The organism is Bacillus paralicheniformis, assembly GCF_002993925.1.
GTDB classification, from domain to species: domain Bacteria; phylum Bacillota; class Bacilli; order Bacillales; family Bacillaceae; genus Bacillus; species Bacillus paralicheniformis.
The window spans coordinates 2,978,208-3,004,046 of the sequence record NZ_CP023665.1 but is presented as its reverse complement, the minus strand read 5'-3'; the positions used below and the strand labels follow the sequence as shown (position 1 = coordinate 3,004,046).

The following is a 25,839-nucleotide window of genomic DNA, read 5'->3' as shown; positions in this document are numbered from 1 at the left end:
GTGAACACCGTGAAGACCCAAAAGCAGCAATACGTAACAATTAAAGGAACGAAAAATGGATTGACGCTTCATCTTGATGACACATGCTCTTTTGAAGAATTATTGTACGGTCTTCAGGATATGCTGTCACTCGAACATTATATGGATGGAAAAGGCCAGAAAATCAGTGTGCTCGTTAAGCTCGGCCACCGTTATGTGACCGAGGAGCAAGAACAGATCTTGACCGATGTGATCACTGAGAAACAAAATCTGTTCATCCACTCCATTGAAAGTGAAGTCATGACCAAAGATGAAGCAAACCGTTTAAAAGCGGAAAGCGAAATTATTTCTGTCGCTAAAATTGTCCGTTCAGGGCAAGTCCTCGAAACGGAGGGTGATTTGCTTCTGATTGGGGATGTGAATCCGGGAGGAATGGTGAAGGCCGGAGGGAATATTTTCATCCTCGGCTCATTAAGAGGGATTGCCCACGCCGGTTTTAATGGAAATAAACGAGCTGTTATTGCGGCTTCGGATATGAGACCGACTCAATTGCGTATCAATCATGTGCTCAATCGCTCCCCAGACCACATCCAAGAAGGGAACGACATGGAATGTGCTTATTTAGATGAAAATGAGAATATGGTCATTGACCGCCTTCAGCAATTAGCTCATTTAAGACCTAGTTTAACAAGGCTTGAGGGAGGAATGTAAAATTGGGTGAAGCTATCGTAATAACCTCGGGGAAAGGCGGAGTAGGCAAAACGACGACATCCGCAAATCTTGGCACCGCCTTGGCCATTTTGGGAAAACGGGTATGTCTCGTTGACACGGATATCGGCCTGCGCAATCTTGATGTCGTCATGGGCCTTGAAAATAGAATCATATATGATTTGGTAGATGTCGTTGAGGAGCGATGCAAAATCCATCAGGCGCTTGTGAAAGATAAACGCTTCGATGATTTGCTTTATTTGCTCCCGGCCGCCCAGACAAGCGATAAGTCGGCTGTTCTTCCCGAGCAGATGGTCAAGCTTGTCCAGCAGCTCAAACAAGACTTCGACTACATTGTCATCGACTGCCCTGCAGGGATTGAGCAAGGTTATAAAAATGCGGTCTCGGGCGCTGACAAAGCGATTGTCGTGACGACACCGGAAATCTCCGCTGTTCGTGACGCCGACCGGATCATCGGCCTGCTTGAAAAAGAAGAAAATATTGAGCCGCCGAGACTTGTCGTCAACCGGATCCGCAACCACTTAATGAAAAACGGCGATACGCTGGATGTTGATGAAGTCATTCAGCACTTGTCGATCGAACTGATCGGTATTGTTGCGGATGATGACGAAGTGATTAAAGCTTCCAATAACGGGGAGCCTGTCGTCATGGATCCGAACAATAAAGCTTCAATCGCATACCGGAACATCGCCCGCCGCGTGCTGGGCGAATCTGTGCCTTTACAGTCGTTTGAAGAAGAAAATAAAGGCGTTTTCGCAAAGATTAAATCATTTTTCGGCGTACGCGCTTAACTTGCAAAAAAGCAATCTCCAAAACGAGATTGCTTTTTTGCAGTTTCATTGATCGTTTTCGACTTTGTGCTTTAACAAGGAAAGCTTATTGTCCCAATACATGTCGAAGTAGGCGAGCCACTGCTGCAGCTCCGCGAGAGGTTCGGGATGAAGCCTGTACAGTTTTTCTCTGCCCGCTTTTCTTCCGCTGACAAGTCCGGCTTCTGACAAAATTCTCAGATGCTTTGAAACAGCCGTTCGGCTCATCGGGAAATGAGTGCTGATATCTGTTACAGGCAATTCCCTGCCGGCGAGGAGCTTCAGCATCTTTCGCCGTGAGGGATCGGAAACGGCTTGGAACACATCATGTTTTACGGCCGATGATGTCACTAGCCTTCAACTGCCTGACGCAGCTTTTGATTGACGATCGCTTCCCAGCCGCCATTCATCCGATTGCGGACATCCGCTTGTTTTTCTCCCGCTTTTGCAACCGTTTCTTCCGGCGCGCCCCATCCTGAATGAATCAGGGTAAATTCGGTTTTTTCTGCAGACAGCTCTTTCAATTCAAATGTGACGATCCATCCCGACGTATCCCAGCTGAAAGCGAGTCGATGCGGCGCTTCAAGCTCGATCACTCTGCAAGGGGAGGGGCCGAACGGAGACTGCAAGGTGAATTCACAGCCGATCTCCGGACGGAAATCATTTGGCATAAACCAGGCGGAGATGCCTTCACTGGTGGCGACGGCCTCCCACACTTTTTCTATCGATGCGTGAAAAACAGCCTGTTTATGTATATCAGGCACTTGTTGATTGCTCATAATAGACCTCCTAGAAAAAAGTAAAACCAAAAGGTTTCCTATCTATTATATGAAACCTTTTGGTTTTATGTCAATATACCGTCATAAACGCCTGGGACAAGACATATCATTGAACAAACGAACCTGAATGTAAAGGATGAGGGTTATGAGTCATAGAGCAGATGAGATTCGAAAAAGAATGGCCAGGAAAAGAAAGCGGAAGGCGCCGGATAAACAGCCCTTTTCGTCAGGCGGCAAAAAGCTGCCGGTCAAGCCGCCTGCATGGACAGCCTTTTCGGAAGATGAAAAGGCCGGAGACTTCCCTCCGCCTGAGGGAAGCTCCCTGCTGATAAATGGGAAGCACCCTCTTGTCAAAGCGGATGCGCTCATCATGAAATGTCTTCTGTCGGCATGTCTTGTCCTTGTGTCCGCTATTGCCTACAAAGGCCAGTTTGAACCCGCAAACCAAATCAAACCGGTCATCAGCCAGGTGTTTACTGAAGAGTTCCAATTTGCGGCTCTCCAGAATTGGTATGAATCCAAGTTTGGCGATCCCCTCGCATTCTTTCAACCGAAAGGTGACAAACCATCCGGTCAGGTCGAGGTGAATCAAGATCTCGCTGTTCCTGCCATGGGAAAGGTTCAGGAGAAATTCTCAGGCCAGGGCATTAAGGTAGAAACAGAAGACGAAGCGATCCGCAGCATGAAGGAAGGCTATGTCATTGAAGTGGACAAAAATCCGGAAACGGGCCTGACGGTGGTTTTGCAGCATGCGGACAACAGCTATACCTACTACGGCCAGCTGAAAAAAGCGGATGTCGCTTTATACGATTTTATAGATAAAGGAACGAAGCTCGGAACGATTAAGCAGGATAAAAATCAAAAAGGCGTCTATTACTTTGCGATCAAACAAGGAGAGGAATTTGTTGATCCGATACAGGTGATCACATTTGAATAAATGGACGGAGCTCTTCACCAAGCTTCACATTCACCCGCTGCTGTGGCTTGTCATGGCGATCGGTATCATGACAGGACATATTAAAGCGCTGTTTTGTTTAATGATCGTTATTTTGATCCACGAGCTTGGCCACGCTGCTGCTGCCGTTTATTTTTCATGGAGAATTAAAGGCATTTTCCTGCTGCCTTTTGGGGGAACGCTTGAAGTCGATGAACATGGCAACAGACCGTTAAAGGAAGAGCTGGCCGTCATCGCCGCGGGGCCTGTTCAGCATATCTGGCTTCAATTTGCTGCATGGCTTTTGGCGGTCAATTCGCTCGTCAGCCCTCATATATTTGAAACGTTTACCTTTTACAATCTGACCATCCTCTTGATTAATCTGTTTCCGGTTTGGCCGCTTGACGGCGGGAAGCTGCTGTTTTTGCTGTTTTCAAAACACCTTCCGTATCAGAAAGCACAGCGGGTGATGCTGGCTGTGTCGTGCTTTTGCTGTACTGTTTTAATCGCGGCAATTCTGTTGGTTTCCCCGTCACAGCTGAGCGCTTGGGTGCTCCTCGTATTTTTGGCTGCATCTCTTTACCAGGAATATCGCAATCGCCATTACGTCCATATCCGTTTTTTGCTTGAGCGCTATTACGGAAAGGAGAGGGAAGTGCGACGCCTCGCCCCGATCACGGTGTGCGCTGAACAGCAGATTTATGAGGTCATGCTCCTGTTTAAACGAGGCTGCAAACACCCGATCATTATTGAGAAGGACGGACAAAAACTGAGCCAGCTTGATGAAAACGAAGTTCTCCACGCTTATTTTACAGACAAGCGCACGACTTCCTCAATGGAAGATCTGCTTTTGGTTTATTGACCGTCCATCCTTCTAAAAGACATTGACACTCGGGCTCTTTTCTGGTATATTTTTTAATGTTATGGATGTAGCACCCGTGCTACAACCGCTCAGCACAGGTGTTAAGTGCTTTCTTAGCCCCCTGTGATTGGCGAGTCTTAGTTTATTAGGAGGTGCAGAGATGTACGCAATTATTCAAACAGGCGGGAAACAAATCAAAGTTGAAGAAGGCCAAACTGTATACGTCGAAAAGCTTGCTGCTGAAGCCGGCGAAACAGTTACTTTTGACAACGTATTGTTTGTCGGCGGTGAAAATGTTAAAGTTGGCAGCCCTACGGTTGAAGGCGCTACGGTAACAGGCAAAGTTGAAAAACAAGGCCGTGCGAAAAAAATTACCGTATTCAAGTACAAGCCGAAGAAAAACCAACATAAAAAACAAGGTCATCGTCAACCTTACACTAAAGTTGTAATCGAAAAAATCAACGCTTAAGGCGTGTATGATATGATTCATGCAAAGGTTACCAGAGCCCGATCGAACAAAGACATCTTAGGCTTTGAAATGTCGGGACATGCGAATTTTGCTGAACATGGTCAGGATCTCGTTTGTGCAGGGGCATCGGCGGTCGCCTTTGGAGCTGTCAATGCAGTCATGAAGCTGACGGGCATTGAGCCGGTCATTGACCTCGGGGAAGACGGCGGATTTTTATCTTTCGGATTCCCGGACGGTACGGATCGGGAGGCTTTTGAAAAGGCGCAGCTCCTTCTCGAAGGCATGATCGTCTCCCTTGAAACGATCGAACGAGACTACAAAGGTTACTTAAAAGTAACGACGAACAAAATATAGGAGGTGAGCTACATGCTAAGATTAGATCTTCAGTTTTTTGCATCTAAAAAAGGAGTAGGTTCAACGAAGAACGGACGTGACTCTGAGGCGAAGCGCCTAGGTGCTAAACGTGCAGACGGTCAATTCGTATCTGGCGGTTCCATCCTTTATCGTCAGCGCGGAACAAAAATCTATCCAGGTGAAAACGTTGGGCGCGGCGGAGATGACACTCTATATGCAAAAGTCGACGGAACTGTTAAATTCGAACGTTTCGGCCGTAACCGCAAAAAAGTGAGCGTATATCCTGTAGCCTAACCTTTAAACGAAACTCCGGTCGTTCTGACCGGAGTTTTTTACATACAGCACCGTGACTTGCTGAAAAACACCTTCCCGCCCCCTGGACAAGGCCGGGTTTCCGCTCTGATTCTGCTTCTTTAAAGTATATAAACGTGTTTCATTTATACTGCCTTCTCTGTTATAATTCAAAGTACAAACTGAATCAGACTCCTAAAATAGAGAACAAACGATTGGGAGTGCAAAAATGGAAGAAACTTCGAAAAAACAAGAAAAGACGATGGACGATAAGGCTTTGACCCATGAGCTTATTCATCTGCTCAGCCATTCAAGGCACGACTGGATGAATAAACTGCAATTGATTAAAGGAAACTTAACATTAAAAAAGTATGACCGCGTATTTGAAATTATTGATGAAGTGGTCATCGAAGCTCAGCATGAATCAAAGCTTTCAAACCTTAAAATCCCGCGTGCGGCGTATGAGCTGCTTACATTTAACTGGATGGCCCATTCGCTGACGCTTGAATATGAGGTGATCGGTCAGGTCAGAGATTTGTCAGCTTATGAAGAGAAGCTCGTCGTTTTCGTCAGAAAGCTGTTTGGGACTTTTGAGGATGCCGTTTTGAAAGGCGGCGACAATCATCTGACGATCACGCTGCAGACGGACGGTCCGGACGACCGGCTCGTCATCTTTCTGGATTTCCACGGCGTATTCACAAAGCTGACCGGTATCAAAGACTTTCATCATTCACTGGCTGATTTTTATGAAATCAAGCGGCTTGATGTAACAGACCGTGAGTGCATCGCTGAAATTCATATCAAGTAAAGCGGTTTTTTAGGAATAGAACGGAGGACATTATGTTTGTTGATCAGGTAAAAATATACGTAAAAGGCGGAGACGGAGGCAACGGAATGGTTGCTTTCCGCCGCGAAAAATATGTGCCAAAAGGAGGTCCTGCCGGAGGTGACGGCGGAAAAGGCGGAGACGTCGTTTTCAAAGTTGACGAAGGCCTCAGCACGCTGATGGATTTTAGATATCAAAGACATTTTAAGGCGACGCGCGGAGAACACGGCATGTCTAAAAACCAGCACGGCCGAAATGCAGAAGACATGGTTGTAAAAGTCCCGCCCGGCACGGTTGTCATTGACGATGATACAAAGCAGGTCATCGCTGATCTAACGGAGCACGGACAGGAAGCCGTCATCGCAAAAGGAGGACGCGGCGGACGAGGCAATACCCGTTTCGCGACGCCTGCCAACCCGGCGCCGCAGCTTTCTGAAAACGGCGAACCCGGCAAGGAGCGCTATATCGTTCTCGAGCTGAAAGTTTTGGCCGATGTCGGTCTTGTCGGTTTCCCAAGCGTTGGAAAATCAACACTCCTGTCTGTCGTGTCTTCGGCCAAGCCGAAAATTGCCGATTACCATTTTACAACGCTGAATCCGAATCTCGGAATGGTCGAAACGGAAGACGGACGCAGCTTTGTAATGGCGGATCTTCCGGGACTGATTGAGGGGGCGCACGAAGGGGTTGGCCTCGGACACCAATTCCTCAGACATATCGAAAGAACGCGCGTCATCGTGCACGTGATCGACATGTCGGGTCTTGAAGGGCGCGACCCGTATGAAGATTATGTGACCATCAATAAAGAGCTTGAACAGTATAATCTGAGGCTGACAGAACGTCCTCAAATTATTGTCGCCAATAAAATGGATATGCCGGATGCGGAAGAAAATCTGAAGGCATTCAAAGAAAAGCTTACAGATGATTATCCTGTTTTTCCAATCAGCGCGTTGACCAGACAAGGATTGAGGGATCTGCTGTTTGAGATTGCCGACCGTTTGGAAACGACGCCGGAATTCCCGCTCTACGACGAAGAAGACATGACTGAAAACAGAGTCATGTATAAGCTTGAGGATGAGGAAGCGCCGTTTGAGATCAGCCGTGATCCTGATGGCACCTTTGTGCTCAGCGGAGCCAAGCTTGAACGCTTATTTAAAATGACGGATTTTTCAAGAGACGAGTCTGTTAAGCGTTTCGCCAGACAGCTTCGCGGAATGGGCGTTGATGACGCGCTTCGGGCCCGCGGTGCAAAAGACGGAGATACGATCCGTCTTCTCGAATTTGAATTTGAATTTATCGACTGATCATACCGGAGAGTTTGCCAGGCAAGCTCTCCGACTTTTAGCTGAAAGGAACGCCTTTCCTTTCGCTTGCTGGATCAATGTAAAGGAATCAGGGTTTTTAAAAGGAGAGAAAAGTCTGTGAAAGAGGAGACCTTTTATCTTGTCAGGGAAGACGTGCTGCCGGAGGCAATGCGGAAAACACTTGAGGTCAAAAAGCTGATTGAGCGGAAAAAAGCGGAATCTGTAGCTGAAGCCGTCCAAAAGGTAGATTTGAGCCGAAGCGCTTTTTACAAGTACAGAGATGCGGTTTTTCCTTTTTATACGATGGTCAAGGAACAGATTATCACGCTTTTTTTTCATTTGGAGGACCGCTCGGGAACGCTGTCCCATCTGCTCCAAGTGGTGGCTGAATCGGGCTGCAACGTGCTGTCGATCCACCAGACCATCCCTCTTCAAGGAAGAGCGAATGTCACGCTGTCCGTCAGTACGAGAGGAATGGATGGAAATATCGATTTGCTGATGAACAAATTAAGAAAGCTGGAATTCGTAGAAAAGGTCGAAATACTAGGTTCGGGCGCTTAAAGGGAGAGAATGTCATATATCATGAGTATGAGAGTAGGTTATTTAGGTCCAGAAGCAACATTTACGCACCTTGCCGTCTGCTCCTGCTTTTCAGATGCAGACCAGCAAGCATTTAACACAATACCCGCCTGTATGGATGCGGCGATGAACGGCGAGATTGATCTGGCTGTCGTCCCGCTTGAAAATGCAATTGAAGGATCGGTGAATCTGACAATAGACTACTTAATCCACGAACAGCCCCTTTATATTGTCGGAGAAATCACCGCTCCCATCCGTCAGCATTTACTTGTGCATCCTGCAAGAAAAGAGGCTTGGGAAGACATTCAGAAAGTTTATTCCCATTCCCATGCGATCGCACAATGTCATAAATTTTTGCACAGCCGGTTCCGCTCCATTCCGTTTGAATATGCGACATCCACCGGTGCAGCTGCAAAATACGTGAGTGAACATCCGGACGAGAACATCGGCGTGATTGCCAATGAAATGGCAGCCGCTACGTATGGATTAGACATCGTCAAAAGAGATGTGCATGACTATGAATACAATCACACGAGATTTGTGATGCTTCATCCGGATCACGAGGCATCTCCGCCGGTCAATCCGCACTTGACGGGAAGGCCGAAAACGACTTTGCTGGTAACCCTTCCTTCGGACAGATCAGGGGCTCTCCACCAGGTGCTGTCGGCTTTCGCCTGGAGAAATTTGAATCTTTCTAAAATTGAATCGCGGCCGACAAAAACCGGTCTCGGCAATTATTTTTTCATTATTGATATTGAAATGGCACTGGACGATGTGCTGATTCCAGGTGCGATAGCTGAGCTTGAAGCTTTGGGCTGCAAGGTGAAAATGCTCGGAGCCTACAATGCGTATACATTATAAAGAAAGGTCCTTTGCATTGATGACGGCAAAGGACCTTTTCTTTATTCGGGAATGAGGATGCCCGCTTTTTGCAGGGCGTCGCAAGCTTGTTCGATCTTCTCTTCGTCATCTGCCTCCAATGTGTGCAGATGGGTGCCGTTTGTCAGTTGAGACAGATAAGCGGCGTTTGTCGAAGAGATTTTTTTGACGAAGTCCGAGACTTCTTTTCTTGTGCTGACTCTGATCGAAGCTGTTAAGTCGCCGTAGACAGGATGTTCAATCGTTACATCTTTCACCGTTACGCCAAAGTCGACGATCAGATTCAGCTCTTCTTCCGTTTTTTCCGGCTCATGGTCGCAAGCGATGAGCCGCTGAACCGGCTGTTTTTTGCCGAGAACTGACTGCAAATACACGTATCCTTGGCTTGTTGCGATGATCGGTTCGTTTTTTGCTTTTAATAAAGAAATGTCCTGTACGATGACCTGCCGTGAAACAGATGCTCTTTTCGCCAGTTCGCTTCCTGTCAGCGGAGCCTCAGACTCCTTCAGCCAGGCCAGAAGCTGCTGGCGCCGCTCAGCGCCCGTAAGTTTTAATCCGTCTGTCAATCCGATGGTCTCCTTTCTCATGCATCATATCTTCAAAAACGTCCAACAGCTGATCAACATGTTCGCTTGTCGTATCGCATCCGAACGAAATTCGGACGAATTGAAGCGCGAGCTCCCTTGGGACTAAAAGGGCTTTCATCGTATTCGACGGCTCATGATAGCCGGCTGAACACGCGCTTCCGGTAGAAATGCAAATTCCTCTCCGATTACATTCCAGCATAGTATATTGTCCTTCAAAGGAATGAAAAAAACAACCTATAATATGCGGCAGAACATGCGAATTTGCCGAATCGGGCACAGCGAGGGAGACGGGAAGCTTCCGGGCTTTTGCCTTTTCCAGAAAACGGGCGCGCAGCTCCTGATGTTTAAGATACGCAGCATCCATACGCTTTATTGTCAACTCGGCAGCGGTAATGAAAGCGCCGATTCCAGGGACATTGACGGTGCCGCTCTTCAATCCGTTTTCATGTAAAGTGCCCGGGTAGACGGGTTTCCAGTTCACACCAGGCCGAATATAGACCGCTCCAACTCCTTTTGGTCCGTATACTTTATGGCTTGAAACAGATAAGGCATCAGCGCCGAGCTCATCAATGCCGACCGGAATCTTGGCAAAGGTCTGTACGCAGTCGCTGTGCAGGAGCACGTCCCGCTTATGCAAGTAAGCCGAAAGCTTTGCCAGGGGCTGGATGACGCCTGTTTCTGAGTTGGCATGCTGAATTGAGACGAGACCTGTATCAGGACGGAGGTGCCGTTCCAGTATCTCTGTTGTGATGATGCCTGAAGCATTCGGTTTCATCAAGTCGACTTCAAAGCCCAGTATCTCAAGATGCCGCTTCAAAATGTGGATCGACAGATGTTCCATTTCGGTCATTAAAAAGCGCTGCTTTCCGGCGGGGAGTCCATTTAAGATGGAGTGAATCGCCAAAAAATTGGCTTCGGTGCCGCCGCTCGTAAAATAAACGCCTTCTTCTTCCCCGGATAAAAGTTCCGCCATCTTTTGGCGGCAGTAGCGCAGAATACTTTCGGCTTTCCCTCCTGCATCATGCAGACTACTCGAATTTCCGTACACGTCTGTGCTCAGTTTTTGAAACGCGTCCAAGGCTTCTTTTGCCGCCGGTGTCGTCGCTGCATAATCAAGATAAATCACGGCTCTCGTCTCCCATTCTTTATAAAAAATACTTGAGTTTATTTTATCGATATGTAAATATAGGTGTCAAGACACATGTAAATTTACAGGAGGAGTCGACATGTCTCATCAGACGATAATTGTTGTCGGGGCAGGTGCCGCTGCGCTGTCTTTTGCTGCAGCCATTCCGCCGTCTTATGAAGTGATTGTGATGACAAAAGCATCTGTAAAAGACAGCAATTCAACCCTCGCTCAGGGAGGAATTGCCTCGGCTGTATTGCCTCGCGATTCCTGGTCAGCTCATGCGGACGACACATTATATGCCGGATGCGGCCACAATCAAATCGAAGCGGTTCAAGATGCCATTAAAGACGGCCAGCGCCTTGTTGATGAGCTGATTCTTCAGCATTTCCCTTTTGATACTGACGAATCCGGAAAGCTCAGCCTCGGCAAAGAAGGCGCACATTCGATGAACAGAATTTTGCATGCCGGGGGAGACGCTACGGGGCAGGCGCTGATCCGGCACTTAATCGGAAGGCTCGGTCCTCACGTCATACTGAAAGAATACGAAACGGCGGCGGATTTATGGATGGAAGACGGACGCTGTGCGGGCGTCTGGACGAAAGACCGACAGGGAAAGACTTTTCTCAGGAAAGCCGATTTTGTTGTGCTGGCGGCAGGAGGCTGCGGAAATCTATTTCAAATCAACACGAATAACCGTTCTGTGACAAGCGATGCGATTTCTTTGGCATATCGGGCAGGAGCCGAGCTCGCAGATTTGGAATTCGTTCAATTTCATCCTACATTGCTCGTCAAAGACGGGCGCGCACACGGGCTTGTTTCAGAAGCTGTGCGCGGAGAAGGAGCTGTCTTGGTTGATGAAAACGGCCAGCGGGTGATGGAAGGGATTCACCCCATGCAGGATTTAGCGCCGCGGGACATCGTATCTCGTGCGATTCACGAAAAGCTTGCCTGCGGAAGCAGCGTATTTTTGGATATTACCCGCATATCAGACTTTAAAAGCCGCTTCCCTACGATTTCCTCTCTTTGCGAAAAAGCCGGAATTTCCATTGAAGAAGGCCGGCTTCCGGTTTCACCGGGCATGCATTTTTTAATGGGGGGCGTTTCTGTGAACAGATGGGGGGAAACGGCGGTTCCACACCTTTATGTGATTGGGGAAGCTGCATGCACCGGCTTTCACGGTGCCAACCGTCTGGCAAGCAATTCTCTCTTGGAATGCATCGTCTTCGGAAGGAGAGCGGCGGAACGGATACAAGCTTATCAAAAACCTGAGCCTGTCAGAGGACAATCTCCTCAGCCTGAGGATGTGACATATTCTGTTCCCCTGACAGATGTGAAGGATATTCAAAAACACATGACAGATCATGTGGCGATCGTGCGAACGGAGGATGAATTGACGAAGGCGAAAGAATGGCTTGAGCGAGTGCCTTTTCAAATCATGAATGTGAAAGAAATCACAAAAGAACAGCTTGAATTAGCTCATTTATGGCAGACCGCCAAGCAGATGACGGCCTCGGCATTGCTTCGTACAGAAAGCAGAGGCGGCCATTACCGTTCGGATCGCCCGGCGCCTGATGATAAAAACTGGCATGGCAAGCAAATCGTTCACACAAAAGGCGGGATCAAGATAAGACAAAACGAAGGGATTGTGAAATATGCAGCGGCTCATACTTAGGAACATGCTTAAAGAATTTTTCAAGGAAGATATCGGCTGGGGGGATTTCACTTCTGAAGCCGTTTTCGATGCCAATCTTCAATGCGAAGCGGTCATCACAGCGAAGGATGACGGATTGTTTGCAGGAGAATTAGTGATTTTCGAAGGCTTTCGGCTGCTCGATGAAACGATCGCCGTGCAAATGCTGAAAACAGATGGCGAAGCGGTCCATAAAGGAGAAACGATCGCGCGGCTCAAAGGCCGTGCAGCTTCTCTCATGACCGGCGAACGGGTCGTGCTGAATCTCATTCAAAGAATGTCGGGGATCGCCACTTTAACAAAGCAGTCCGTTATCAGGCTGAATGATCCGAATATCGCGATTTGCGATACGAGAAAGACGACGCCGGGCCTGCGCATTCTTGAAAAATACGCGGTCAAAACCGGCGGGGGCTGCAATCACCGCTTTGGTTTGGACGGCGGCATCATGATTAAAGACAACCACATTGCCGCCTGCGGCTCGATTTCAAAAGCGGTTGAAAAAGCACGGGCAGCGTGCGGCCATATGGTCAAAATCGAGGTGGAGATCGAGTCTGAACAAGAGCTTCAAGAAGCGATTGAGGCTGAAGCCGATATCATTATGTTTGACAATTGTCCTCCTGACAAGGTGAAAGCATTTGCGGAAATGACACCCGCAGGCATTATGACGGAAGCTTCAGGCGGAATTTCATTTGAAAATCTCCACGCATACAGGGGAACAGGGGTGCACTGTATTTCATTGGGCTACTTGACCCATTCGGCGAAAAGCCTTGATATCAGCATGAATGTCGCTCTAAAAAAATAAGCGGGATTGGAGAGGTGACAGATGTCTATTTTAAACTTGATTCAGGACAGGAACGCCGGCATGATGCCGGAGCTGTATAAAGAATTGACCGAAGAAGAAATGGCCGGAAGGATTTTGAATATCAAAAAGAAATTCGGAGAAAGGCTGTTTATCCCGGGGCATCACTACCAAAAAGACGAAGTGATCCAATTTGCGGACGCGACGGGAGATTCGCTTCAGCTGGCGCAAGTCGCCCAAAAAAATAAAAAAGCGGAATATATCGTGTTCTGTGGCGTACATTTTATGGCAGAAACAGCCGATATGCTTACTTCCGACGAACAGATTGTCGTTTTGCCGGACATGCGCGCAGGCTGTTCGATGGCCGATATGGCCAACATGCAGCAGACGAATCGCGCCTGGGAAGAGCTTGCAGAGCTGTTTGGCGATACCATCATTCCCCTCACATATGTCAATTCGACAGCGGAAATCAAAGCTTTTGTAGGAAGAAACGGGGGAGCGTCCGTGACATCCTCAAATGCGGCCCGCATGTTGACATGGGCGCTATCGCAAAAGGAGAGAATTTTATTTCTTCCGGATCAGCACTTGGGACGAAACACGGCATATGACCTCGGCATTCCCCTCAGCAGAATGGCGGTGTGGGATCCCATCGCAGAAAAACTTGAGTATAACGGCGATTATGAAGACATAAAAATCATTTTGTGGAAGGGGCATTGCTCTGTTCACGAAAAATTTACCGCGGCGAATATCAAAAGTGTTAAAGAACGGGATTCGGACATTAATGTTATCGTTCATCCGGAATGCACCCATGAAGTCGTCGCACTCAGCGATTTCAGCGGGTCTACAAAAAAAATCATCGATACGATTAATGAAGCAAAACCGGGGAGCAAATGGGCGATTGGAACAGAGATGAACCTTGTTTCGCGCATCATTCAAGAACATCCTGATAAACAAATCGAATCCCTTAATCCAGATATGTGCCCTTGTTTGACAATGAACAGAATCGACATGCCGCATTTGCTGTGGTCGCTGGAGCAGATTGACAAAGGTGAACTGACAGGCGTGATCAAAGTTGATCAAGATATCGCAAAAGATGCCATTCTTGCGCTGAATCGGATGTTAACGATCCGTTAAATGTTTGGAGAACAAGTTTTTATCATAACCCCTCCGCTATGCGCATAAATTTGTGGAGAAGCATATTTGTTATTCTCATCTGTTCGTTCACGTTTTTGCATAGGAGGGGAAAACGTTGAAAATTCATATTGTCCAAAAGGGCGATTCTCTGGAAAAAATCGCGGAAAGATATGAAGTGGACTTTGAAGAACTGAAAAAGCTGAATTCGCAGCTGAGCAATCCAGATTTGATCATGCCGGGCATGAAAATCAAAGTACCGTCAGGGGGAGTGCCGGTCAAAAAAGAAGAACAGCTCAATATGAGAAAAGAGTTACCGAAAAAACAGCAGGAACATCCATTTGCAAAAGAAAAGCCGAAAAGCAAGCTTGATGTTGAAGATATAAAACCGAAAGAAAAGCCTTCGGTTCCTTATGTTCCGCCTGTCCCGAACATCGGGCAGTCAAGTTTGCCTGAAGGCGACATTTCAAATTTGTATCAAAGCGTCAATCAGCTTCATCAGCCGTACGCACCTCCAAAACCTTATGAACATCAAGAGAAAGGCCCTAACATGTATAATCCATGGACAAATGAGGAGGAGAATCATATGGAAAATGTCAATTATCCGAATGTTCCGCAGCCGCCGAATGTCGGTGCAGCAGGTGATGAAAATAAGCAGTTTCACGGCATGCCAAATGTAGCTGCTGCCGGATATCATCACCATCACCATCCGCATCCTTATCCGTTCTATCCTGGAGGCTGCTGGATTCCTGTTTCACCGGTGCTGCCTGGATCGGGCTTATGCCACCCTTGGTATCCATATCCTGCTCAAATGCCTTACATGCCTCAGCCTAGCTATGTATCTCCTGCTGAATATGACGGTGATGACAACATGGGGCATGACAATGCCGGTCATCACGGATATCATCATCAGCCGATGACTGCTCCGGCATATGCGCCTTATCAGCCGTTTCCGGGATATGCATCACCAAACGTCGGACACGATCCCAATATGGCACACGGCAAAGAAGATGACTGCGGGTGCGGGCCAGGCCAATTCCCGGGAGGTTTTCCGGGTGCAGCGCCATATGGACAGATGCCGCAAATGGGAGCTCCGTACGGTATGGGCGGATACGGACAGCAGCCCGCAGGCGGACAGATGTTTAACAGACCGGAAGATGAAGAAGACTGATTCGGAATGGGACGATGATCTATCGTTCCTTTTTTATTGTGGGCCGCTATAAACACTTTCATGCTTTTTCACTGGACTGTCTATAACTGTCAAGGGTAACTCTTCACATCTCGCACATCCTAAAAAAGAGCGCAATGCTCAAATTCAGCGGTTTTCACGGGGGGTATTACCATTGGACAGCAAGCTGAAAGTGTTTTCGGGTATTTTGCTTTTGACAGCTGGTCTATCTGCCTGCGGAACGAACGACGCTATAGATAATGGAAACAATACGCGTCCGATCGGATATTATTCAAATGATGCAGATCGTAATAACGGTCTTGATAATGACGGTCCTGTTACAGAAATGCTTGAAAACATGAACGGGAGAAACGGTGCAACGAACGTGAACAATCGAGCGGGCAACGGCAATCCCGTTCCAACAGGCGATGGAACTTTCAGCCGGGGAGACATGAATTATCACAATCATTTGGTGAACACGGCGGACACAGGCTATAACAGACCGGAAAACCGTAAAATCTCCAGGAATATCACTGGACGCGTCAACAAGTTGAATTATGTTGACGAGAGTCAGGCCGTCGTAACGAATGAAACGGTCATCATCGCGGTACGGTCAGATAAACAGCTGACAAATAATGAGAGAACTCAAATTAGAAAGGCAGCCAAAACGTTTGCTGGAGACCGGACCGTTCAAGTTGTCGAGGACGACGGCGCATTTACAAGGCTGCGCGAAATGAACGACGACCCTCAGAACATTAGGGATCGCGGAGACACGACGAATAACAATTTGAACCGCTTGCGCAACCAATAAGCAGGGAATTGCCGGGGATTCCCCGGCAATTTTTTTGTAAGCGTTCGGCCGATTTCTTTACAAAAACGGGGAAAACCGTATAAAGTGTACATAGAGACGAGAATTTTTTTGGAGGTAGAAAGATATGGCTGGCCATTCTAAATGGAAAAATATTCAGAGAAGAAAAAATGCCCAAGATGCTAAACGCGGCAAAATTTTCATGAAGCTTGCCAAAGAAATATATGTAGCCGCAAAAGAAGGGGGACCAGATCCCGAATCTAACGCAAGTCTGCGTCTCGTCATCGATAAAGCCAAAAATGCAAACATGCCAAACGACAACATCGACCGCGCCATCAAAAAAGCTTCCGGCAGCCAGGATGGAAAAAGCTACGAGGAAATTACGTATGAGGGCTACGGCCCAAGCGGTGTGGCTGTCATGGTCAAATGTTTGACAGATAATAAAAACCGGACGGCGACAAACGTCAGAACCGCTTTCAGCAAAAACGGCGGCAGCTTGGGGGAAACAGGATGTGTTTCTTATATGTTCGACCGGAAAGGATATATTGCAATCGAGCGTGAAGATCTTGAGATAGATGAAGAGGAGTTTATGCTTGAGGTCATTGATGCCGGTGCCGAGGAGCTCGAAACGAGCGAAGAGCTGTTCGAGATTTATACAGAGCCCGAACAGTTTGAAGAAGTAAAGAAAAACTTGGAGGAGCGCGGCTACGAAACGGCGACAGCCGAAATGACAATGGTTCCGCAAACCTATGCAGAGGTCGATGAAACACTTCAGGAAAAAGTCGAAAAACTCATTGACGCACTTGAAGATGATGACGATGTGCAGGAAGTGTATACGAACGTTCATTAAAGGACGCCGCACCAGGTTCGCGGCGTCTTTTTATGCATTCAACCATTTAGCAGCCCTATCAAGCTGCTGCGGAATCAAGATTTGATTTTTCATCATATATTGTGAAGGAATCTGTCATCATGAGAGGAGGTTCTATAAATGGCTGAACAGCGCGAAAATGAGAAGCCTTTCACGGCTATAGACGCGGGTGCGCAAGATCAGGAAACCGCTCAAGTCATCGAAAAAATCAACAGCTTTATCACGGGATTTGGTCAATCCATCAATGAGCTGGTTCAGAAAAACAGCGGCATCGATCTGAGAGAGGCCGACCTCACAAAAAGTGAAAATGCAGAGATGAATCAAGCGGTCCAAAATATCATCAGCGAATACATTCAAAATATCAACAGCCTGAATGCTGATCTTAGCGGAAAGATCGGTGAATCGATCAACGGCATCGTCACAAACAAAGATCAAAAAGATGTTTAAGCATTTGACAGCATGACGTGTATTGCCGGCAAAGCTCCATTCAGCCTTGTCGGCAAGTTTTTTTATACATATGAGAATGTACTGTAACGCTAAATGCTTTTTTTCATGCCGCAGCGCCGGCATTCACGCAAAAACTGCCCGTTTTTTACAGAGCTTTTAAAAAGGGTGTAATCGCAATTGTCGCACCGTCCGTGGCGGACATCCGGATATTGATTGTAATCATAAACTTTTGTCAGGTCGTAGCCTTTTGTTTCATATTCTGTTTCCATGTTTTATCACCTGCATTTTTATTGTCGGTAATAGGATAACAGAACGGGGATGAAAAGAAAATATAACATCAGCACCCCGCAGATGTTACTTTTATCAAACCGTATACCCCGTTTCTGATAGAATGCCTTATTCTCAAGCGGGATAGGCTGTAGGGAAAGTCGTGCAACAAGAGACGCCTATTCTTATGAGATTTTTTTCTTAAAATTTATCGATCTTTTAAACTAATGAAAAAGCATCATTTTATTTAAATTTTTATTTTTTATCAAACTTATTCATAATTGAACGCGTCATGTCTAAAGCGTAAAATAACTGTGTCACAAAAAAGCCAAATATACAATGAGGCTTGGAGGACATGCTTAGAAATCGAAAGGTAGTGTAAAAGGGGAATAATCAATGAAGAAAAAAGTACTCATCTACTTGGTGATCGCAGCAGTGATGATAAATGGCGCATACAGGTGGTTCGAAAAAACAACCCGGGAGAACTTTCAGATCCAGGCCGGGGACAGATACATGAATTTCAAGGAATTGCAGGAACACGAAAAAAGCGGTTATGACATTGAGTACCACGAAAAAGCGGGAAGCGACTGTTTAATTTTTTCGCCTCATGGAGGAAGAATAGAAGGCGGAGTAAGCGAGCTTGTCAGAGCTTTCAAAGATGATTATTCAACTTATTTATTCGAAGGAAAAAAGGATGAGAACAACTCGGATCTTCATATTACAAGCACAAACTTTGACGAGCCTCTGGCATTGCAGAAAATAAAAGAACACCGCTATACCATCGCATTCCACGGCTATTCCGGCGACCGCCCGCACACGCTTGTGGGAGGAACGGACAGAAAGCTGGCAAAAGCCATCGTCAAATCTCTGAAAAAGTCTGACTTTTCCGCAGAATTGGTCAAAGTGGACGGGAAATTTGCCGGAACTGCCGAGGAAAACATCAATAATGAAAGCCAGTCAGGAATGAGCGTGCAGCTTGAAATCAGCACGGCTCAAAGGAAAGAGTTTTTCGAAGACTTTTCCTATAAAGAGAGGGAGGAAACAAAAACGAGAACATTCCGCAAATATGTCAAGGCGGTCCGAAGGGTGCTGCAGGACAGATGCTGAAAATGGAAACTCGTGTTATTCTGTGTATGAACTGCTAAAACACGAAGGAGGAATAAAAAATGGAACGAAAAGACCGCATCGTTCAGGAATTTATGTCCCACCGCCTGGTGACAGAAGAACTAATTCAAAAGATTGATGAAAAACATCTCGATTACAAACCGACTGAAACGTCGATGCCAGCGAAGGAACTTGTCACGCATATGCTGCAATCTTTCTATGCCTTTGCTTCGGCGGCAAAAGAAGGAAACGGAGAGTCTTTTAAAAAGAAGCCGGAAGAAACAGGGTCAAGCCTGAGCGAGCTCGCCAAAACGTATACAGAAAAAACAAAAAAGCTGCTTGAATCTTTTACGGATGAAGAATTGGATCGTGAGGTCGATTTGACCGGCGTCTTCGGACGGAAAGTAGCCGGCGAACAGCTGCTGCAGCTAGCGATCGGACACGAAATTCATCACAAAGGCAATCTGTTTGTTTATGTGCGTGAAATGGGACACACGGATCTGCCTTTGTACGTAAAAATTCATTGATTACGGGAGCCTGAAGATCACCCCTCCTTGAAAGAAAACCGGCTCAAAAGGAATACGAAAGCAGCCGGGTGTACACATTATGAGTAAAAGCAAAAGGAGGGTGTCAGCATGAATACGCATCGTGCCCAGGAAATCGTCGAATCACCCGACATGGTTGATGTTACTTATAACGGCAGGCCGATTTATATTCAGCATGTCAACGAACAAAATGAAACCGCAAGAATTTTTCCGCTCGGCCAGCCGGAGAACGAGCAGGAAGTACCGCTCGCAAATTTGAAAGAGCATTAAAAAGCAACCCCTTCAAATGAAGGGGTTTTGTATTTGTCTTATCACTCGGCCATCAAAAAAACACCCGAAAGCCCGAGTGTTTAATTTATGATTTTTGCAAGTCCTCTTACTGCCAGCCTCAGCACATAAAACAACGGCTCAAGCAAATCAACGAGATAAAGATAATCCCATTTATTATCATTTTGTTTCTTCTTTTTCTTCAACAGCTGTTTCTCCCTTCCTGACTTTAATGGGGTTATTTCATATACGGACGCGCCTTCTTTAAGTTTCAAATTACGGGTGAAATTTGTTTTTTCTGTCGGCCCATTGTTTCTGAAGCCAGTTTTTTTTATAAAGATAAGCGATCAATTCCATCCACAGCTTAGGAAGCCTTTGCGGGAAACGGCTTTTTTTATAAATGGTTTGATAGGCTGTTTTTAAGTCATCCCACTGTCTGCATTCTTTCGTCTGCAAAAACCTGGCCACATCGATGACTTTGATTGTCCCAGCCGGCGTCAGTATCAGGTTTCTGAGGTGGATATCGGATGGATTCAACCCTTTCCGCTTCGCATCGTTCAATGCGCGGTCGACCTCGCAGATCATGTCATCATCGATCGGAATGCCTTTGTTTAAACACTCATAAAAAGTGTATCCTTTAATATACTCCATTAAAATATATGATGGCCCTGTTTCATATATATCAGGATAATAATTCGAATCAGAAAGCTTTTTGTAAATCTCCGCTTCCCTTGCGGCAATGTTCTTAAATTCGGGAAAAAAGACTTTAAGAGCCATTTCCCTGCCCTCTTCAGTCAGCTTAAAAACGTATGCGCTCCTGCCTTTCCCGATCAACTCTAAGTCATCGGGTTTTTGGATAAGTTTATTGAACTTTTTTTTCGTATTATACTTTACGGCCTCTGCATAGGTTTGCGCCTTTTTCACGCCGAACTCACCTTCTTTTTAAGGGCTGGTCAAACGAAAAACTCTCTATAATGTTGTTTATACATGAGAACGAGGGGTTTTGCACCTTAAATGCTTTTGAGTTCTTCATATTGGTTTAAAAATGTAACATTCGTAAACCGGTTGTCATCTAATTGCTTTTTTAGATTAATTTTTAAAAGCGTTGGTCAAACTATGGATATGATCGTTAAGGCAAAAAAGAAGGTGATATTGATGAACAGCCAAAGCAAGTTCAAAATCGGTTTATTGCTTATTGGAAGTCTGCTGGCCGCGCTCAGCTTTCACCTGGAGGCCCTGGCGGAAAAGCCGGCTAAAGTTCAAATCCAGCTTGAAAAGGTTTATCTGGACGGGGACGTTGGAATCGAAAATAAAGTAGAGGCCGCTCGAACACTGGAAGACTTTAAAGCTGCTTATAAAGGGTGGCAGCTCATCGATCAGAAAAAGGGGTTTATTCTGTTTCGCAAACAGGTGGACGATATTTCTCCCCTCAGCAAAACAAACGGTTATATCGGAGTGACGGAAGACGGCGTGATTTCGACTTTTCACGGCCGCCCGGGCATATTATCAGAGCCGATTCAATCGTTTTTTCAGATTGATATAAAGCGCCTGGAAAGCCGGATGGCGGATGATTTGCGCAAAGGGATCCCATACCGCACGAAAAAGGAATTTGAACATGTCATTGAAGCCGTAAAATCATCCGGAAGCCAACATCATGTAAAAGATATGAAGACATGACGCTGTTATGTCTTTTTTCAGCTGCAGACAGAAGCCATTTTTAGCGAACATATGTTAACTTTTTCATTCTAGCTTTGCCTGTTTTGTGTTACAATGAAGAGCAGTCAAAGAGGTGAATGAACGTTGATCGAATTCGTAAAAGGGACGATTGATTATGTATCGCCCCAATATATTGTCATTGAAAACGGCGGGATCGGCTATCAGATCTTTACGCCAAATCCGTTTATTTATAAGAAAAACAGCAACGAAACAATCTATACATACCATTATGTAAGAGAAGATACGAATGCGCTGTACGGCTTTTCGACAAGGGAAGAAAAAATGCTGTTTACGAAAATGCTGAATGTTACGGGAATCGGCCCGAAAGGAGCGCTTGCGATCCTCGCTTCCGGCGATCCGGGAGCGGTGATTGAAGCGATCGAGAATGAGGATGAAGCGTTTCTCGTCAAGTTCCCCGGCGTAGGCAAAAAAACGGCAAGGCAGATCATCCTTGATCTGAAAGGGAAGCTTGCGGACGCCGTTCCTGAAATCGCGGCCGATCTGTTTAACCATGAAGAGCGGGAGCAAATTCATGAAGCGGAAACGGCTCTTGAGGAGGCGCTTGAAGCATTAAGAGCGCTCGGCTATTCCGACCGGGAAATTAAAAAAGTCCAGCCTCATTTGAAAAAGGAAGAGGCGCTTTCGACGGATCAATACGTTAAAAAAGCATTGCAAAAATTGTTAAAGTAAGGTGATATCATGGATGAGCGGCTTGTATCAAGTGAACTAGACAACCATGAATCAGCGATCGAGCAAAGTCTGCGTCCGCAAAGACTGGCTCAGTATATCGGCCAGGAAAAAGTGAAAGACAACCTCAAGGTATTCATTGAAGCTGCGAAAATGCGGGAAGAAACGCTTGACCATGTCTTGTTGTACGGGCCGCCGGGATTGGGAAAAACGACGCTCGCTGCGATCATCGCCAACGAAATGGGAGTCAATCTCAGAACGACGTCAGGTCCGGCGATCGAGCGCCCCGGCGATTTGGCGGCGATATTAACGGCTCTGGAGCCAGGTGACGTTTTATTTATTGACGAGATCCACCGTCTGCACCGTTCGATCGAAGAGGTGCTGTATCCTGCGATGGAAGATTTCTGCCTTGATATCGTGATCGGCAAAGGGCCGTCGGCGCGTTCTGTGAGGCTCGATCTTCCTCCTTTTACCCTTGTCGGCGCGACCACAAGGGTCGGGCTTTTAACCGCGCCTCTCAGGGACAGGTTCGGCGTTCTGTCAAGGCTTGAGTATTACACGCGTGACGAGCTTTCAGACATCGTGATCAGAACGGCGGAGCTGTTTGAGGTTGACATCGATTCGCTCTCGGCTCTCGAAATCGCGAGACGGTCAAGAGGGACGCCGCGGATTGCCAACAGGCTTTTGAGGAGGGTCAGAGATTTTGCCCAGGTGCTTGGAAACAGCTCCATCACGGAGGAAGTGGCGGTGGATGCGCTTGAACGCCTCCAGGTTGATAAACTCGGGCTTGATCATATCGACCGCAAGCTTTTAATGGGCATGATCGAAAAATTTGGCGGCGGTCCAGTCGGCATCGATACGATTTCGGCTACCATCGGTGAGGAGTCTCACACGATCGAGGATGTGTATGAGCCGTATCTTCTTCAAATCGGTTTTATTCAAAGAACGCCGCGGGGGCGCATCGTAACCCCTGATGTATACAGCCACTTTAAAATGGAGGTTCCGAACCGTGACTGAATTTCCAAAGATTTTAATGGTGCTGGGCGCCGTCATTTTTGGCATCGGTTTATTCATGCAAGTCATCGGCAGGCTCCCCGGCGATATTTTTGTAAAAAAGGGAAACGTGACATTTTTCTTTCCGGTTGTTACATGCATTGTCATCAGCATCATTCTGTCCGTGGTGTTTTCGTTTTTCGGACGAATGAAATGACGCGACATTCAAGTCTATAGATAGAGTAAGGTGAAAAAAGATGAAAGTAGAATTATTCGATTTTGACTTGCCTGAACGCCTTATCGCACAGGTTCCTTTAAAAGAGCGGGATGCGTCCAGGCTGATGGTGCTGGATAAAAAAACAGGAGAAATCACTCACAGCACGTTTAAGCACGTGATTGATTTTCTGAACGCGGGCGATTGCATCGTGTTGAATGATACGAGGGTGCTACCGGCCCGCTTGTACGGAGTCAAGGAAGAGACGGGCGCAAAGGTTGAAGTTCTTCTGTTAAAACAGGAGGAAGGGGACGTATGGGAAACGCTTGTCAAGCCCGCAAAGCGGGTCAAGCGCGGAACCGTTCTTTCGTTTGGAGACGGCCGTCTAACGGCGGTCTGCACAGAAGAGCTCGAGCACGGCGGAAGAAAAATTGAATTCCGCTATGAAGGAATTTTTTACGAGGTGCTCGAATCGCTCGGCGAAATGCCTCTGCCTCCTTATATTAAAGAACAGCTCGATGACAGAGAGCGCTATCAGACGGTTTACTCAAAGAAACAAGGATCGGCGGCTGCGCCGACGGCCGGGCTGCATTTTACGGAAGAGATTCTGGATGCGCTCAGGAAAAAAGGCGTGCATATTGCGTTTATTACCCTTCACGTCGGGCTCGGGACATTCCGGCCTGTCAGTGCGGAAAATGTAGAGGAACACGATATGCATGCCGAGTTTTATGAAATGTCGGAAGAAACGGCAGCATTGTTAAACCGCGTCAGACAGGAAGGCGGAAAAATCATTTCCGTCGGCACGACATCGACGAGGACGCTTGAGACCATCGCTTCCGAACATGACGGCCGCTTCCGGGAAGCGAGAGGCTGGACATCGATTTTTATTTATCCAGGCTACACATTCCGGGCGATTGACGGGATGATTACCAATTTTCATCTTCCGAAATCGTCCCTCATTATGCTTGTCAGCGCGCTCGCAGGCAGAGAGCATGTGCTTTCTGCCTACCGCGCCGCAGTGGAACACGAATACCGCTTCTTCAGCTTCGGAGATGCCATGTTGATCAAATAAAATTCAAAAAGATTGGAGGGCTCATAATTTGTCGCAGCAACCGATACGCTATGAGTTCATAAAAGCATGTAAACAAACAGGAGCAAGGCTGGGGAGAGTGCACACCCCGCACGGCTCATTTGAAACGCCGGTGTTTATGCCCGTAGGAACGCTCGCCACCGTTAAAACGATGGCGCCGGAAGAGCTGAAAGAAATGGGTGCAGGCATTATTTTAAGCAATACGTACCACCTTTGGCTGAGACCGGGCCATGACATCGTCAAAGAGGCGGGGGGCCTTCATCAGTTTATGAATTGGGACCGCGCCATTTTGACGGATTCAGGCGGCTTTCAGGTGTTTTCCCTGAGCGAGTTCCGCAAAATCGAAGAGGAAGGCGTTCATTTCCGCAATCATTTAAACGGAGACAAGCTGTTTTTATCTCCTGAAAAAGCGATGGACATCCAAAACGCCCTCGGATCAGATATTATGATGGCGTTTGACGAATGCCCGCCGTACCCGGCAGAGTACGATTATATGAAGAGGTCTGTTGAACGGACGAGCCGCTGGGCGGAAAGGTGCCTGAAAGCTCACAAACGCCCTGACGAGCAAGGGCTTTTCGGAATCGTTCAAGGCGGAGAGTACGAAAACTTGAGAAAACAAAGTGCGAAAGACTTGATTTCACTGGATTTTCCGGGATATGCTATAGGTGGACTATCCGTCGGAGAGCCGAAAGACGTGATGAACCGTGTGCTGGAGTTTACAACTCCGCTGCTTCCTGCGGATAAACCGCGCTATTTAATGGGGGTCGGCTCACCGGACTCTCTGATTGACGGAGCCATCCGCGGAGTGGATATGTTCGATTGCGTGCTGCCGACAAGGATAGCGAGAAACGGTACGCTCATGACGAGCGAAGGGCGTCTCGTCGTGAAAAATGCCAAATATGAAAGAGATTTCAGACCGATCGACGAGCAGTGCGACTGCTATACGTGCCGCAATTACTCGCGCGCTTATATCAGACATTTAATCCGCTGTAACGAAACGTTTGGAATTCGTTTAACTTCTTATCATAATCTTTATTTTCTGTTAAAATTAATGGGGCAAGTCAGAGATGCCATTCGTGAAGATCGTTTAGGTGATTTCCGGGAAGAGTTTTTTGAGCGCTACGGTTTTAATAAACCAAATGCTAAAAGTTTCTGACACATAAACGAAGAAAGCGATAAAGCCATTTGAAAGGGGTGAAAAAATAATGGAGATGCTTGGAACATTACTTCCGATTATTTTAATGTTTGCGGTTCTTTATTTCCTTTTGATCCGTCCGCAGCAAAAGCAGCAGAAGGCTGTCCGCCAGATGCAGGAGGAGCTGAAAAAAGGAGATAAGGTCGTAACGATCGGCGGCCTGCACGGCATCGTTGATTCAATTGACGAAAGCAAGGTTGTCATCAAAACAGGCGACAATACCCGTCTGACATTCGACCGCCGCGCGATCAGAGAGGCGTCAGCAGAATAGCCGAAAGGCTGATACATAAGCATCGGAAATCAGACTGTCGCAGGACGTGAAAACGGCGCTAGCGCCGTTCCT

General features: G+C 46.9%; 35 protein-coding genes and 1 other annotated feature. Of the genes, 28 read left to right on the top strand and 7 right to left on the bottom strand.

The genetic code is table 11. The features are described 5' to 3' along the window. Nucleotides 1–9 precede the first annotated feature (9 nt). Nucleotides 10–690, top strand: coding sequence for a septum site-determining protein MinC (gene minC / locus CP943_RS15330; RefSeq protein ID WP_023855422.1), 681 nt, complete (start codon nt 10–12; stop codon nt 688–690). A 2-nt stretch (nt 691–692) separates the two neighbouring features. Further along, on the top strand, nt 693–1,499 hold the full coding sequence (gene minD, locus CP943_RS15325) for a septum site-determining protein MinD (protein WP_020452447.1): 807 nt from the start codon (nt 693–695) through the stop codon (nt 1,497–1,499). A 45-nt stretch (nt 1,500–1,544) separates the two neighbouring features. Here minD and CP943_RS15320 read toward each other — a convergent pair whose 3' ends face one another. Both CP943_RS15320 and CP943_RS15315 read right to left on the bottom strand, forming a co-directional pair. Further along, nucleotides 1,545–1,868 (bottom strand): ArsR/SmtB family transcription factor, encoded by a 324-nt coding sequence (locus tag CP943_RS15320; RefSeq protein WP_023855421.1) that lies wholly within the window; start codon nt 1,866–1,868, stop codon nt 1,545–1,547. Continuing rightward, complete coding sequence (locus CP943_RS15315) at nt 1,868–2,296, bottom strand: SRPBCC family protein (protein WP_103749546.1); 429 nt, start codon at nt 2,294–2,296, stop codon at nt 1,868–1,870. The genes CP943_RS15320 and CP943_RS15315 overlap by 1 nt, the downstream gene beginning before the upstream one ends. A 145-nt stretch (nt 2,297–2,441) precedes the next feature. Between CP943_RS15315 and CP943_RS15310 the strand changes: the two genes are divergently transcribed. The 9 genes from CP943_RS15310 (at nt 2,442) to pheA (ending at nt 8,773) form a co-directional block, all read left to right on the top strand. Further along, nucleotides 2,442–3,233, top strand: coding sequence for a peptidoglycan DD-metalloendopeptidase family protein (locus CP943_RS15310; RefSeq protein WP_059231343.1), 792 nt, complete (start codon nt 2,442–2,444; stop codon nt 3,231–3,233). After that, nucleotides 3,226–4,092, top strand: a complete 867-nt coding sequence (locus CP943_RS15305; protein WP_020452443.1) for a M50 family metallopeptidase — start codon at nt 3,226–3,228, stop codon at nt 4,090–4,092. The genes CP943_RS15310 and CP943_RS15305 overlap by 8 nt, the downstream gene beginning before the upstream one ends. Nucleotides 4,093–4,165: 73 nt before the next feature. Beyond that, nucleotides 4,166–4,240, top strand: a sequence feature (ribosomal protein L21 leader region). A 12-nt stretch (nt 4,241–4,252) separates the two neighbouring features. After that, complete coding sequence (rplU, locus tag CP943_RS15300) at nt 4,253–4,561, top strand: 50S ribosomal protein L21 (RefSeq protein WP_003184027.1); 309 nt, start codon at nt 4,253–4,255, stop codon at nt 4,559–4,561. A gap of 12 nt (nt 4,562–4,573) precedes the next feature. Next, nucleotides 4,574–4,915: a ribosomal-processing cysteine protease Prp gene (locus CP943_RS15295; RefSeq protein WP_020452442.1), complete on the top strand. Its 342-nt coding sequence runs from the start codon at nt 4,574–4,576 to the stop codon at nt 4,913–4,915. 12 nt (nt 4,916–4,927) lie between these two features. Next, nucleotides 4,928–5,209 (top strand): 50S ribosomal protein L27, encoded by a 282-nt coding sequence (rpmA, locus tag CP943_RS15290; protein WP_003184023.1) that lies wholly within the window; start codon nt 4,928–4,930, stop codon nt 5,207–5,209. Nucleotides 5,210–5,435: 226 nt separating this feature from the next. Then, entirely contained in the window at nt 5,436–6,014 is a 579-nt protein-coding gene (locus tag CP943_RS15285; RefSeq protein WP_020452441.1) for a sporulation initiation phosphotransferase B, read from the top strand. 32 nt (nt 6,015–6,046) lie between these two features. Beyond that, the gene (gene obgE / locus CP943_RS15280) at nt 6,047–7,333 is read left to right on the top strand and encodes a GTPase ObgE (RefSeq protein WP_020452440.1); all 1,287 of its coding nucleotides are present in this window, start codon (nt 6,047–6,049) and stop codon (nt 7,331–7,333) included. A 117-nt stretch (nt 7,334–7,450) separates the two neighbouring features. Continuing rightward, complete coding sequence (locus CP943_RS15275) at nt 7,451–7,894, top strand: ACT domain-containing protein (RefSeq protein ID WP_023855415.1); 444 nt, start codon at nt 7,451–7,453, stop codon at nt 7,892–7,894. A gap of 27 nt (nt 7,895–7,921) precedes the next feature. After that, nucleotides 7,922–8,773: a prephenate dehydratase gene (gene pheA / locus CP943_RS15270; protein ID WP_025811045.1), complete on the top strand. Its 852-nt coding sequence runs from the start codon at nt 7,922–7,924 to the stop codon at nt 8,771–8,773. Between the two features lie 41 nt (nt 8,774–8,814). Here the strand turns inward: pheA and CP943_RS15265 are convergent, their stop codons facing one another. Further along, nucleotides 8,815–9,357: a transcription repressor NadR gene (locus tag CP943_RS15265; protein WP_020452437.1), complete on the bottom strand. Its 543-nt coding sequence runs from the start codon at nt 9,355–9,357 to the stop codon at nt 8,815–8,817. Next, complete coding sequence (locus CP943_RS15260) at nt 9,326–10,504, bottom strand: IscS subfamily cysteine desulfurase (protein WP_105981121.1); 1,179 nt, start codon at nt 10,502–10,504, stop codon at nt 9,326–9,328. Before CP943_RS15260 ends, CP943_RS15265 begins: the two co-directional genes overlap by 32 nt. Nucleotides 10,505–10,604: 100 nt before the next feature. On the opposite strand from CP943_RS15260, the gene nadB reads away from it, so the two are divergent. The 7 genes from nadB to CP943_RS15225 all read left to right on the top strand — a co-directional run bounded on the left by nadB (nt 10,605) and on the right by CP943_RS15225 (nt 17,418). Continuing rightward, the gene (nadB, locus tag CP943_RS15255) at nt 10,605–12,179 is read left to right on the top strand and encodes an L-aspartate oxidase (protein ID WP_105981120.1); all 1,575 of its coding nucleotides are present in this window, start codon (nt 10,605–10,607) and stop codon (nt 12,177–12,179) included. Beyond that, nucleotides 12,160–12,999: a carboxylating nicotinate-nucleotide diphosphorylase gene (gene nadC / locus CP943_RS15250; RefSeq protein ID WP_105981119.1), complete on the top strand. Its 840-nt coding sequence runs from the start codon at nt 12,160–12,162 to the stop codon at nt 12,997–12,999. The genes nadB and nadC overlap by 20 nt, the downstream gene beginning before the upstream one ends. A gap of 21 nt (nt 13,000–13,020) precedes the next feature. After that, complete coding sequence (gene nadA / locus CP943_RS15245; RefSeq protein WP_105981118.1) at nt 13,021–14,130, top strand: quinolinate synthase NadA; 1,110 nt, start codon at nt 13,021–13,023, stop codon at nt 14,128–14,130. A 115-nt stretch (nt 14,131–14,245) separates the two neighbouring features. After that, nucleotides 14,246–15,298, top strand: coding sequence for a SafA/ExsA family spore coat assembly protein (gene safA / locus CP943_RS15240; RefSeq protein ID WP_026579141.1), 1,053 nt, complete (start codon nt 14,246–14,248; stop codon nt 15,296–15,298). Nucleotides 15,299–15,470: 172 nt separating this feature from the next. After that, nucleotides 15,471–16,106, top strand: coding sequence for a YhcN/YlaJ family sporulation lipoprotein (locus tag CP943_RS15235; RefSeq protein ID WP_023855407.1), 636 nt, complete (start codon nt 15,471–15,473; stop codon nt 16,104–16,106). A gap of 124 nt (nt 16,107–16,230) precedes the next feature. Next, complete coding sequence (locus tag CP943_RS15230) at nt 16,231–16,953, top strand: YebC/PmpR family DNA-binding transcriptional regulator (protein WP_023855406.1); 723 nt, start codon at nt 16,231–16,233, stop codon at nt 16,951–16,953. Between the two features lie 138 nt (nt 16,954–17,091). Then, on the top strand, nt 17,092–17,418 hold the full coding sequence (locus CP943_RS15225) for a hypothetical protein (RefSeq protein WP_023855405.1): 327 nt from the start codon (nt 17,092–17,094) through the stop codon (nt 17,416–17,418). A gap of 89 nt (nt 17,419–17,507) precedes the next feature. Here CP943_RS15225 and CP943_RS15220 read toward each other — a convergent pair whose 3' ends face one another. Continuing rightward, a complete protein-coding gene (locus CP943_RS15220) occupies nt 17,508–17,687 on the bottom strand; it encodes a DUF8096 family protein (protein ID WP_003183993.1) in 180 nt (59 codons plus the stop codon). Nucleotides 17,688–18,081: 394 nt separating this feature from the next. Between CP943_RS15220 and CP943_RS15215 the strand changes: the two genes are divergently transcribed. The 3 genes from CP943_RS15215 (at nt 18,082) to CP943_RS15205 (ending at nt 19,604) form a co-directional block, all read left to right on the top strand. Beyond that, on the top strand, nt 18,082–18,792 hold the full coding sequence (locus CP943_RS15215) for a poly-gamma-glutamate hydrolase family protein (RefSeq protein WP_023855404.1): 711 nt from the start codon (nt 18,082–18,084) through the stop codon (nt 18,790–18,792). Between the two features lie 59 nt (nt 18,793–18,851). After that, the gene (locus CP943_RS15210; protein ID WP_026579142.1) at nt 18,852–19,316 is read left to right on the top strand and encodes a DinB family protein; all 465 of its coding nucleotides are present in this window, start codon (nt 18,852–18,854) and stop codon (nt 19,314–19,316) included. A 108-nt stretch (nt 19,317–19,424) separates the two neighbouring features. Next, nucleotides 19,425–19,604 (top strand): small acid-soluble spore protein H, encoded by a 180-nt coding sequence (locus CP943_RS15205; protein ID WP_023855402.1) that lies wholly within the window; start codon nt 19,425–19,427, stop codon nt 19,602–19,604. Between the two features lie 80 nt (nt 19,605–19,684). On the opposite strand, the gene CP943_RS22845 is transcribed toward CP943_RS15205, so the two are convergent. Beyond that, nucleotides 19,685–19,807 carry a hypothetical protein gene (locus CP943_RS22845; protein ID WP_261379695.1) on the bottom strand — a complete coding sequence of 41 codons (123 nt, stop codon included), beginning with the start codon at nt 19,805–19,807 and terminating at the stop codon, nt 19,685–19,687. A gap of 70 nt (nt 19,808–19,877) precedes the next feature. Further along, nucleotides 19,878–20,525: a protein kinase family protein gene (locus tag CP943_RS15200; protein WP_105981117.1), complete on the bottom strand. Its 648-nt coding sequence runs from the start codon at nt 20,523–20,525 to the stop codon at nt 19,878–19,880. Between the two features lie 231 nt (nt 20,526–20,756). Between CP943_RS15200 and CP943_RS15195 the strand changes: the two genes are divergently transcribed. The 7 genes from CP943_RS15195 (at nt 20,757) to yajC (ending at nt 25,767) form a co-directional block, all read left to right on the top strand. After that, nucleotides 20,757–21,278 (top strand): intercompartmental signaling factor BofC, encoded by a 522-nt coding sequence (locus tag CP943_RS15195; RefSeq protein WP_023855400.1) that lies wholly within the window; start codon nt 20,757–20,759, stop codon nt 21,276–21,278. Between the two features lie 123 nt (nt 21,279–21,401). Further along, nucleotides 21,402–22,007 carry a Holliday junction branch migration protein RuvA gene (gene ruvA / locus CP943_RS15190; protein WP_023855399.1) on the top strand — a complete coding sequence of 202 codons (606 nt, stop codon included), beginning with the start codon at nt 21,402–21,404 and terminating at the stop codon, nt 22,005–22,007. Between the two features lie 9 nt (nt 22,008–22,016). Further along, on the top strand, nt 22,017–23,021 hold the full coding sequence (ruvB, locus tag CP943_RS15185) for a Holliday junction branch migration DNA helicase RuvB (RefSeq protein ID WP_023855398.1): 1,005 nt from the start codon (nt 22,017–22,019) through the stop codon (nt 23,019–23,021). Beyond that, a complete protein-coding gene (locus CP943_RS15180; RefSeq protein ID WP_003183984.1) occupies nt 23,014–23,214 on the top strand; it encodes a DUF2905 domain-containing protein in 201 nt (66 codons plus the stop codon). Before ruvB ends, CP943_RS15180 begins: the two co-directional genes overlap by 8 nt. 40 nt (nt 23,215–23,254) lie before the next feature. Further along, nucleotides 23,255–24,283, top strand: coding sequence for a tRNA preQ1(34) S-adenosylmethionine ribosyltransferase-isomerase QueA (gene queA, locus CP943_RS15175; RefSeq protein ID WP_026579143.1), 1,029 nt, complete (start codon nt 23,255–23,257; stop codon nt 24,281–24,283). 28 nt (nt 24,284–24,311) lie between these two features. Further along, nucleotides 24,312–25,457: a tRNA guanosine(34) transglycosylase Tgt gene (gene tgt, locus CP943_RS15170; protein WP_020452419.1), complete on the top strand. Its 1,146-nt coding sequence runs from the start codon at nt 24,312–24,314 to the stop codon at nt 25,455–25,457. Nucleotides 25,458–25,503: 46 nt separating this feature from the next. Then, the gene (gene yajC / locus CP943_RS15165) at nt 25,504–25,767 is read left to right on the top strand and encodes a preprotein translocase subunit YajC (RefSeq protein ID WP_085959518.1); all 264 of its coding nucleotides are present in this window, start codon (nt 25,504–25,506) and stop codon (nt 25,765–25,767) included. Nucleotides 25,768–25,839 lie beyond the last annotated feature (72 nt).